This window comes from Terriglobus sp. YAF25, assembly GCF_052113305.1.
Classification (GTDB): Bacteria; Acidobacteriota; Terriglobia; order Terriglobales; family Acidobacteriaceae; genus Terriglobus.
On the sequence record NZ_JBFRCY010000057.1, the window covers coordinates 1 to 10,488 of the forward strand.

Annotated in this window: 8 protein-coding genes and 1 pseudogene; 4 read left to right on the forward strand and 5 right to left on the reverse strand. The window is 60.8% G+C overall.

Annotated elements, in window-relative coordinates:
* The 3 genes and pseudogenes from AB4043_RS03685 to AB4043_RS03695 form a co-directional block, all read right to left on the reverse strand.
* Positions 1–216 (reverse strand): annotated as a pseudogene (locus AB4043_RS03685) (phosphoesterase); the annotation flags it as partial.
* 190 nt (positions 217–406) lie between these two features.
* Complete coding sequence (locus AB4043_RS03690) at positions 407–1,090, reverse strand: GNAT family N-acetyltransferase (protein ID WP_442301890.1); 684 nt, start codon at positions 1,088–1,090, stop codon at positions 407–409.
* A complete protein-coding gene (locus AB4043_RS03695; protein ID WP_442301889.1) occupies positions 1,087–2,637 on the reverse strand; it encodes a Na+/H+ antiporter in 1,551 nt (516 codons plus the stop codon). Before AB4043_RS03695 ends, AB4043_RS03690 begins: the two co-directional genes overlap by 4 nt.
* A 77-nt stretch (positions 2,638–2,714) precedes the next feature.
* Between AB4043_RS03695 and AB4043_RS03700 the strand changes: the two genes are divergently transcribed.
* From AB4043_RS03700 to AB4043_RS03715, 4 genes are all read left to right on the forward strand, one after another.
* Positions 2,715–5,207, forward strand: a complete 2,493-nt coding sequence (locus AB4043_RS03700) for a penicillin acylase family protein (RefSeq protein ID WP_442301888.1) — start codon at positions 2,715–2,717, stop codon at positions 5,205–5,207.
* The gene (locus AB4043_RS03705) at positions 5,204–6,898 is read left to right on the forward strand and encodes a hypothetical protein (RefSeq protein ID WP_442301887.1); all 1,695 of its coding nucleotides are present in this window, start codon (positions 5,204–5,206) and stop codon (positions 6,896–6,898) included. The genes AB4043_RS03700 and AB4043_RS03705 overlap by 4 nt, the downstream gene beginning before the upstream one ends.
* A gap of 151 nt (positions 6,899–7,049) precedes the next feature.
* Positions 7,050–7,955 (forward strand): polyprenyl synthetase family protein, encoded by a 906-nt coding sequence (locus tag AB4043_RS03710; RefSeq protein WP_442301886.1) that lies wholly within the window; start codon positions 7,050–7,052, stop codon positions 7,953–7,955.
* A 114-nt stretch (positions 7,956–8,069) separates the two neighbouring features.
* Entirely contained in the window at positions 8,070–8,456 is a 387-nt protein-coding gene (locus AB4043_RS03715) for a DUF59 domain-containing protein (protein ID WP_442301885.1), read from the forward strand.
* A gap of 254 nt (positions 8,457–8,710) precedes the next feature.
* Here the strand turns inward: AB4043_RS03715 and AB4043_RS03720 are convergent, their stop codons facing one another.
* Together AB4043_RS03720 and AB4043_RS03725 are read right to left on the reverse strand one after the other, a co-directional pair.
* Positions 8,711–9,262 carry a TlpA family protein disulfide reductase gene (locus AB4043_RS03720; RefSeq protein ID WP_442301884.1) on the reverse strand — a complete coding sequence of 184 codons (552 nt, stop codon included), beginning with the start codon at positions 9,260–9,262 and terminating at the stop codon, positions 8,711–8,713.
* Positions 9,263–9,580: 318 nt separating this feature from the next.
* Positions 9,581–10,488 (reverse strand): MFS transporter (locus tag AB4043_RS03725; protein ID WP_442306523.1); only part of this gene is annotated, 908 nt, incomplete at its 5' end.

Here is a 10,488-nt window from a genome sequence, read left to right on the forward strand (position 1 = left end):
GGTCAGCTTTGGCGAGGGTGAGTACTTGAAATCGACAATGGCATTCTCATCCCCGACGAACTCGTCGCCGTCGAACAAAGCTCCGGCACGATGCACCAGGCCCTGGTACTGATACTCCGTCGCTGTGCCGATGCACTCCCGGTGGAAGCGTGTAAACAGGGACGCGGAGCATGCTCCATCAAAACATCTGTCGTGATAAAAGACGCGGCAGTTCAAATGCGGGCAAGACCTCACTCGATCGCAGCCTGTTTTCACTGCGAAATTCTAAGCATAGAGCATTTTCCCTGTCGGTGTAGTGTAGGGGCTCCGCATCCTATGGGCGTTTTCCGTAATGAAAACGCCACTGCACACCCCTTCCGGAATACCCGGCAACAGGGAAAATGCTCTAGTGATCGGGCGGGAGGTGTCAGGCAAGCTGCATACCGCGGAAGCTGATATTCCTGGTGTGGGTGAAGCCCAGCCGCTCGTAGATCGCAATGGCACGGTGGTTTGCGGCAGCCGCGTGGAGGTAGCTTTCCGCGCCCGCATGGCGGTGTTCGGCCATCACATGACGGATCAACGTAGCGGCATATCCCTTCCCGGTATGTTGCGGATGGGTACATACAGCGCTGATCTCCCGCCAGCCCGGCAGCGAGACCCGCACCCCGGCCATGGCAATCAACTCTCCCTCGACACGAAGGCCGTAATACTGCCCTAGCTTCCAGGTCGCGGGACGGAAATAGCCGGGAAAGGCCACATCGGTCAGGGCAACCATCTCATGCGCCTCTGCTTCGCCCAGGGGAAGAACCTGGTCGCTGAAGGCCGCTACAGAAGCATCGCCGGCGAAGTGCATCTGCACGCCCGGCAGGTGAACACTCTCCACCAGGCCATCCACCGCGGCCAGATCGTCGCCAGTGAGATAGACCCTTTCGCCGGGATGCAGCAGGTCGCGGAAGGCAGCCATGCAGGCAGGGTCACGGACATCCGCAACGCCGCCGAAGGGGATCACCTCAGCCGGGTAGCGGCGCGCGAGATCGCCGCCAATGGCGAGTGGGGCATTCGCGGTAACCAGACCGCTCCAGAAGGGATTGGTAAAGTCAGGGTGACTCATAGTGGTGACTCTCTGCGGGCTTCGCTCAGATCGAGCTCACGCTCGATCTTGCGCTGCACCTCGTCGCTGATGCGTCCCTCGTCGCGCAGACGGAGAAGCGCATTGCGCTCCGTATGGATGGCGGCGAGAGCGACCTCGCGATAGCGATGCGAATGACCTTCGTTGGTCTCCGGCGCGCCGCAGTCGGCTACCGCCTCCAGGCGATGCTCGTATTGATGGATCAGATCCTCATAGGCGTGTCCGGCATGGTTCCCGGCACGATCCCGGCTCTCCTGCAGATAGGCCAGCGCCTCTTCCAGCACAAGCTTGCGGGCCTCGTTCTCTTCACAGTCGGGGCCGCTCTGATTATCGAGACCGAGCGCATGGATGACCTTCGGCAGCGTAAGTCCCTGCAGGACCAGCGTGACAAAGATGACGCAGAAAGTAAGGAAGACGATGAGGTTCTTCTGCTGGATCTGCTCCGGCAGCGAGAGCGCGGCGGCCAGAGCCACGACACCGCGCATGCCCGTCCAGCCCACAACAAACGATGCCTTCATGGCCGGATAAGGAACATGCTGCCTGAGCAGACGCCGGCGGATAAAGTAGGCCACACGCGAACCAGGAGCGACCCAGACCAGCCGAAGGATGATCAGAGCAACAGAGAGAATGATGCCGTTGCGGATCATCTCCATGTGGCTGTAACCCTTGATTCCCGCCAGCACGGTAGGCAGTTGCAGCCCGATGAGAACGAAGACCAGGCCGTTGAGGGTGAACTCCAACGTGCCCCATACCGCATAGGCCTGCATGCGAACCTGCGGCGAGAAGATACGCGCCGACTGCTGGCCGAGGTAGAGACCGCAGGCCACCACGGCGAGAACTCCGGAGGCCTTGACCTCTTCCGCCGCAAGATAGGCGCCATAGGGAACCACGAGCCCGAGAGCGATCTCAACCGGCCCATCGTCGATCCAGTGCTCCAGCCGGGTGAAGACGGCGCCGAGCAGCAGGCCTACTCCCACACCGCCGACCACTAGCCAGAGCAGCCGGAGAAGTCCGCCCGTAACCGTAGGGGTTGTACCGTGCAACATGAGGTCCAGGCCGAACTCAAGGGCTAGAAGGCCGGTGGCGTCATTCAAAAGGCTCTCGCCTTCGAGCACGTCTACGATGCGGCGAGGCAGCCCCAGGCGCTTGGCGATGGCGCTGGCGGCAATAGCGTCGGTCGGCGAGACCACCGCTCCCAGAAGCACACCGGCACGCCAGTCGAACTCCTTCAAAAGCCAACGGTTAGCCACCCAGGCGACGCCAATGACAGTAAATCCGACCAGCCCTACGGCAAGCATGGCAATGCTGGTGAAATTGAAACGGAAGTCGCGCCACGAGGTCTGCCATGCAGCCGAATAGAGTAGCGGTGGCAGGAAAACCAGAAAGACGATATCCGGATTCAGAGGAATTGCCGGAAGGTGCGGTACAAAACTGAGCAGCAGGCCGCCGATCACCAAAACAATGGGATACGGCTTCTGCCACCGCCGGGCCACACCCGCGATCGACGCGACGAAGGCCAGCAGAAGCATCAGCACCAATTCCAACGAGTGCAGATTTCCACCCATCTCAGCAGCATACCGGAGCGTCGGTTAGACTCAAGCTGACCATGGAAGTGACCGACCTCCAGGCTGTTGCGACCTCCCCGGAGCGCACACGCCGGATTTTGAAGTTCGTTGGCATCAGCGCCGGCGTTGTTCTGGTTCTAGTGCTGATCGCCGGCGTCTCATTGCGGCTGTGGCTGTCACATGCTCTCAATGCGAGTCTGCCGCAGGTGGACGGAACTGTGCATACGCGCGGGCTTACCGCGTCCGTCAAGGTAGAACGAACAGCAGAGGGAATGCCTGCGATCCACGCGGGCAATCTGCACGATCTCGCCTTCGCGCAGGGATATGTCACCGCGCAGGACCGCCTGTGGCAGATGGACATGTTGCGGCGTTAYGCCGAAGGGCGTCTGTCGGAGATTCTCGGCTCGATGACGCTCGAACACGACCGGACACAGCGCTATTTGCAACTGGGAGCCGCAGCCGATGCCGCCCTGCCGCATGTCGCTCCGGACCAGATGCAGTTGCTGAACGCGTATGCCGATGGTGTGAACGCGTTCATCGCCGAGAGCGAGGGTCATCTGCCGCTGGAGTTCCGGCTGCTGCACTATTCGCCGGCGAAGTGGACACCGCATGATTCGTTGCTGGTGGGTCTGTCGATGAGCCAGGAGCTCTCCACCTCATTCCCCACCAAGCTGGCCCGCGAGACGCTCACGGCGCGGCTGTCGCCTGAGCTGCTTGCCGATCTCTATCCTGTCGGCTCCTGGCGCGATCATCCTCCCGTGGATGGTCATCCGAGCCTCTCCGCACCCAATCAGGACCCTCCTGACGCTCCGCTGGATGAGACGCAGACGAAGCTGACGCTTCCGGCATCTTCCATCGAAGAGCTGCAGCATGTCCTTCATCCCTTCACCTGCGAGGGCTGCGTCTCCGGATCGAACAACTGGGCGGTGAGCGGGGCGCACACGGCAACAGGCAAGCCACTGCTGTCGAACGATATGCACCTGGGGCTCGACATTCCAGGCATCTGGTACGAAAGCTCGCTGGAGTCGCCTGAGCTGCACGCCACCGGCGTCGCCCTGCCCGGCGTGCCCTTCATCATCGTGGGCCACAATCAGCACATCGCCTGGGGCTTCACGGCATCGCTCGCTGACGTGCAGGATCTCTATATCGAAAAGCTGCGGGCCTCCGCCGCCAATCCAAAGCAGCGCGAGTTCCAGACGCATGATGGTAACTGGCTGCCCGTGGCGATCCGTCAGGAAGTGATCCACGTCCGCGGCGGGAAAGATGTGCCGCTGGAGATCAGCCTGACTACCCACGGCGGACATCCTACGCCGATCATTAGCCCGATGATTCCACGGGAGCAGCGGTCGCTGGCGCTGGCATGGACCGTCTATGATCCTGAGGTCACCGCCAGCCTCCCCTTCCAGGCCGTGAATCAGGCAAGCAACTACGAACAGTTCGTCACGGCCTTCCGCACCTTCGGAGGACCATCGCTCTCAGCCGTCTATGCGGACGACCAGGGGCATATCGGCTATCACGCTATCGGCAAGGTGCCGGTGCGTGGCGATGCACAGCATCCTTCCGGCCTGTCTCCGGTCCCGGTGACCGACGGCTCGTATGAGTGGAGCGGCTATATAAGCTACGACCTGATGCCGCAGGCGCTCGATCCAGAGTCCGGTGTACTGGCTACGGCCAATGCCCGCATCACGGCGGACGATGCTCCGTATACGCTGGCGCTCGACTGGGAGAACCCTTATCGCAATGAGCGCATCTGGAAGCAGCTTCTGCCTTCGAAGGGGCTGACCGCAGCCGACATGATAAAGCTGCAACTCGACGTCTACTCTGACGGCGACCGTGTTATCGCACAGAAGCTGGCATATGCCATCGACCACTCGAAGACCAAAGACAAGCGGCTGCACCAGGCCGCGGATCTGCTGCGCGTATGGAACGGCAACATGGAGACCAGCTCCCCGGCAGCAGCAATCGTGAGTGCGACGCGCACAGCGCTGTGGCCCATGCTACTGCGGCCTCTGCTGGGCAACGATTGGAGGCTATACCGTTGGAACTCCCGTTCGTTCGTACAGGAGGAGCTGATTTCGCATGCCCCGGCACGGTGGCTTCCGAGCCAGTACAGTGACTGGAACGATCTGTTGACGGCTGCTGTCCAGGAAGGCCTGCGCGATGCGAATGCTCCCAGAGACCTGTCGCACTGGAGCTATGGCGCCATGCACCGCATCGACCTGCAGCATCCTCTCTACGGAACGAACCGGATCTTCCGCCGCATCTTCCCTGCCGCGGCCGGCCCTGGCAACTTCCCGCTGCCCGGCGACACCATTACCGTGCGTGCAGGTTCTGCGACCTTCGGCTCCAGCGAACGTTTCACCGCCGATCTTGCCGACTGGGAGAACTCGAATCTCAACGTGCCTGTCGGTCAGTCCGGCAATCCGCGCAGCGCAAACTTCCGCGACCAGTGGACTAACTGGTATGACGGTAAGCCTCTGCCGCTTCCCTGGAATACGGTGAAGGCGCAGCACACCCTTACGCTGGAACCATGAGTCCACCGGCGTGGAAACGACAGCTTGCACCCGCAGCCGTAGTCGCGGTGGCGGCATTCCTTGCCGTGCTGCCGCTGGTGCTGCATGGCTGCTCCTGCGGCCATGACTTCGACTTCCACCTGGTGAACTGGCTTGAGGTGCACGCGCAGTTTCAGCGCGGTGTACTGCATCCGCAGTGGGCTTTCACTGCAGCCTGGGGAACGGGAGAACCGCGCTTCGTCTTCTATCCCCCGCTTTCATGGATCATCGGAGGCCTGCTTGGCTTCCTGATGCCGTACACGGCCGCTCCGATTGTCTACACCTGGCTCTGCCTCTTCCTTGCGGGTGTGGCGTGTCTGCGCATGGTGTCGGCAATAGGCGGTGACGCTGTAAGCAGTCATCGCTGGATACCGGCGGCCATTGCCGTAGCGTACCTGGCGAATCCCTATCTTCTGTTCACGGCCTATGAGCGCACTGCCTACGCCGAACTGCTTGCGGCGGCATGGATGCCGCTGCTGCTGACAGCATTGCTGCGCGAGAGACCACGATGGCTGGAGATCGCCATCCCTGTGACTCTGCTGTGGCTGACAAATGCGCCTGCTGCGGTGCTGGGATGCTATGGACTCCTGATGCTTGGCATGCTGCGGCTGGTGCTGTGGCCGCGTGCGCTACGCCGCGAAACGATCGCGCAGTTCACCCTGGGCACCCTCTTCGGTCTGCTGTTCGCGGCACTGTACATTGTGCCGGCGGTCGTCGACCGTAAATGGGTCCAGGCGGCGATGGCGATCGTCGAGGGCGTGCGACCCGAAGACAACTTTCTCTTCGGCCACACAACCGATCCGCTGCACGATGCGGTTCTATGGCAGGCCTCGCGGATCGCGGTTGTGCTGTTCGCCGTAAGTCTCACCCTGGTGCTGTTGCTTCGCCGAGACAAGACAGCCCGCCTGCTGGGCGCCATGACCGCGCTGCTGCTCGTGCTGCTACTGCCCGTCTCCGCTGTCATCTGGCATCACGCGCCGCAGCTCAGTTTCCTGCAGTTCCCCTGGCGGTTCCTTTGCCTGCAGCAGACCATCGCAGCCGCACTACTGACCCTGTGCGTGCCGGCGCTGACGCGGAGCCGGAGTACATGGATCATGCCTGCCGGAGCCGTAGCAGTTCTGGCCGTGACTACCGTCATCGCACATCACTTCTACCTGCAGGAGTGCGACGACGAGGACGCACCCGGGGCACACATTGTTCTGTTTGCCCGTGGCGGCGGCGTGATGCCCACCGATGAGTACACGGTGCGTGACGCCGACAATGACGTGCTGCAACAGGGCAACCCGGTATGGTGGATCGCGGGCAAGCCCGATGCTCCAGCGCCCGTGCTGGGTCCGGGGACAGAGATGCGTGTGCGCGTCCTGGGCCTTCCTCCCCGTCCGGAAGACGTCACCTGGAACACAGAACATACACGGATGCAGGTGCTGTGGCCGCGGTCATTCTGGCTGATCGTAAATCGCCGGGCCTACCCTGCGTGGCAGGTGACCAACAACGGCTCACCGGTCCCCGTGACCGAGCGTGCTGACGGTTTGATGGCGATTCCTCTGCCCGCCGGGCCGAACAATGTGGAGATCCGCTACCACCACACTCCGGCGGAGATGCTGGGCGTGGTGCTCTTCCTAATGGGCATACTGCTGGCAATACTGATGCGTCGAACAGAGCATTTCTCCTAAGGGTGTAGCGGAAAGTTTTGGCTGTATGCGCCGTTTTCCTTCGAAGAAAACGGCATTCGCAGATTTATCCAAAGCTACCGTATTAGGAGAAATGCTCCAGAGACACAGGGGCAGCGGGCGCTGTGACCATTTATTCTTAAACGCGAACGCAATGTCTGTTGAAACCATCCTTACCGAAGCCGTCACGGTGACGGACGCCGCGCTGGAGCGCCTACTGCCCGGCCCCGATGCCCAGCCCCATTCCATTCACCGCGCCATGCGCCATTCGACCTTTGCCGGCGGAAAACGCCTCCGGCCCGCGCTGGTGCTCGAGGCAGCTCGCATGGTTGCCGGCAGTTTGCCTGAGGGGGCGGAAGAGTGCGGCGCAGCCATCGAAATGCTGCACACCTATTCGCTGATCCACGACGATCTTCCGGCGCTGGACAACGATGACCTGCGCCGCGGCAAGCCGACCTGCCATGTCGTCTTCGGCGAAGCGATTGCCATTCTTGCCGGCGACGCCCTGCAGACAACCGCCTTTCAGACACTCGCCCAACTGAAGTGCCCAGCGACATCCGCGGTACAGATTCTTCGCGAGGTTGCCATCGCCGTGAATACAGGCGTTGGGACCGATGGACTTGCTCCCGGCATGATCGGCGGGCAGGTGGTGGATATCGAGAGCGAAGGCAAAAAACCAACGGCAGAGCTGGTGGAGGCGATTCACCGCTCGAAGACTGGGGCTTTGATCACAGTCTCCATCGTTGCCGGCGGCCTGTATGCCGGAGCCTCCGCGGAGGATGTGGCCCGCCTGCGCACCTTCGGCGAAAAGCTGGGTCTGGCCTTCCAGATCGTGGACGATGTGCTGGACCTCACACAGGACTCTGCCCAACTGGGCAAGACGGCAGGCAAGGACGCTGCAACCGACAAGGCTACCTGGCCCGCAGTCTATGGCATTGAGAGGTCGATTGCCGACGCCGACGCCATGATCCGCGAAGCGTATGACGCCATCGCTCCCTGGGGCGAGGCAGCAGAACCGCTGAAGACGATTGCGCGCTTCCTTGTCGAACGGAAACACTAGGAAGAGTTAAAAGTTGGAAGTTGGAAGTTGAAAGTTGAAGCGTTAAGGCATGGGTGTCGGAAGGTATCGGGGCACCTTGCGTTTCAGCGCTTCCCCGTTGAGGCCGGATAAGTTATGACCATCGAGGAGATTCGCCGAGCCCTGCGTGACTGCTTCCATCCTGCACTGAAACTGAATGTGGAGGCTCTGGGCCTGATCGAGAAGATCAGCGTTACTCCAGACAAAGATGCGCCCGGAGCGGGGATTCCCGGCGTTCCGCAGAAGCACATCATCAAGTTGTCGCTGTATCGTCCGACAGAGGATGAGACCGCGACAGCAATGATGATGGAGCTGATTCGCAATCGGCTTTACGGTTTCCCCGAGACCGGAACGGTCGAGATCACCCTGCTGGACGGATGGACACCACAACGCCTGACCGACGAAGCCCGCGAACAGCTTGCGGCACAGTTGCGTCCGCAGCAGTTGGTGCAGATAAAAGTTGAAGACGTACGACGTGGTTGACGGACGCACGCTGGGCACATTATGCAGGTGTGAGTTGCAGGTTCAAGTTGAAAGTTGAAGACGTACAGCATGTGTAACCCATGCACCGGGTGCCTCATCCATCGCATCGCGATGAGTGGGTGACGAAGCAACGGTCCACAAACAAGCCGCAAATCTAAGCGCTGAAGGCGCGCTCTATACCAGCCTGGGGCAACGCCCCAGGTTTGCAAGCGAGAGACGAAAGAGGGCTGAAGGCCCGATCTATAATTCTGCCGCTACTCCGCAAGAAGGCGCTTGATGTTGGCCTCGACATCGTCTTTGCTTACGATCCCGATGTAGGTCGCGGCGATGCGTCCTGATTTGTCGATCAGGTATGTCGCCGGATATGAAGCGAAGCCATACGACTTGATGACCGCATCATTGCCCATCACGATCGGATAGTTGACGTGATTGCTGGAGACAAACGGCCGTACTTTTCCCCACGCCTCATGTTCATTCTTCAATCCTTCATAAGGGATATCCGCCGAGATACCGAGGGCGGTAAAGCCTTTATCCGAGTAGGCATGATGGAGTTCAATGAACGACGGAATCTCCAGAACGCAGCCGCCGCACTCTGTTGCCCAGAAATTCACTAGAACGACCTTTCCACGAAAGTCCGCGATCTGAACTTTTCGTCCATTCGAATTGGCAAGATGGAAGACCGGGGCTGCTTTCCTATTGGCAGTGGCCACAAGAACGGCGTGAACATTTTTCTGCGCGTAAGCAGACGGCAGGAGGGTGAAAGCGAAAGCAAGAACGATTCCAACTCTGCAGCGAACGTTCGGCATGGCGAAGCTTCCTTTTCAGAAGAAGTTGAGGGTTGAAGACGTAATGCGTTGGCTGCGAAATGACAAAGGTCGAACTGAATTGTCGAATTATAGATCGGGCCTTCAGCCCTCTTTCGTTTCTTGTGTGATCAGACCTGGGGCGTTGCCCCAGGCTGATATAGGACGCGCCTTCAGCGCTTGAAATGCATATCGAGCTTCGCTCGATCATCCCACCCATCGCTATTCACCCCAACGAACAAGTTCGTCGGGACCCCGATACGCGATGGATGGGGCACCCGGTGCATGGGCTATCAGCGCGTGGGGGACAGCGAACATCCCTTACACTTCCAGCACGCGCTCTTCTTCCACTAGGATGTGATCCACAGTGCAGGGACCCTTCTTCCCGGTAGCGTGCACGATGGCGGCGATGCTCAGCAGTCCGAGCGCCAGCATGCAGACACCATTCCACTGCCAGTGCACCCAGGCGAAGGTCACCAGGGCAGAGCCGACGGCCGCGCCCGAGAAGTACACCGTCATGTAGACCGTGTTCAGGCGGCTGCGGGCAGAGGCATCGAGACCGAAGATACGGGTCTGGTTCGCGATCTGCGACATTTGCGCACCCATATCGAGAACAATAACGCCAACCACCATAGCGCCCACATGAGCCGCCATCGGCATATGCAACCTGTCCTGCGCCCACAGCCAGATAAAGCTGGCCGCCAGCGTTACCAGAGCCCAGGAGAGGACGTAGCGCGGTCCGTGGCGGTCTGCCATGCGTCCAGCAAGCGGGGCGACGACGGCCCCAGCCGCTCCGACGACACCGAAGGTGCCGGCGGCGCCGGCTCCGAGACCATAGCGGGTACCGAGAAAGAAGGCCAGCGTGGTCCAGAAACAGGAAAACGAAGCAAAGATCAGTGCGCCCATCGCGGCCGACTCGCGCAACAGCCGCTGGCTCGACCACAGCGTCCACAAGGAACGCATCGCCTCGCCATAGCTGAGCTTATGCTTCGGCGGCAGGGCAGGCATGGTGCGCCGCAGCATGGGGACGAAGCTGAGATTGATCACCGCGGCAACAACGAAGACAGTTCGCCAACCCGCAGCGGCGCCGAAGTGGATTCGGCTGACCCAGCCGGAGAAGGTGCGGGCCAGCAGTACACCCAGCAGCAGACCGGTCATCACCGTGCCGATGGCGCGGCCCCGCTCTTCATCGCTGGCGAGGTCTGGGGCAATCGGCAGCACGATGTGCG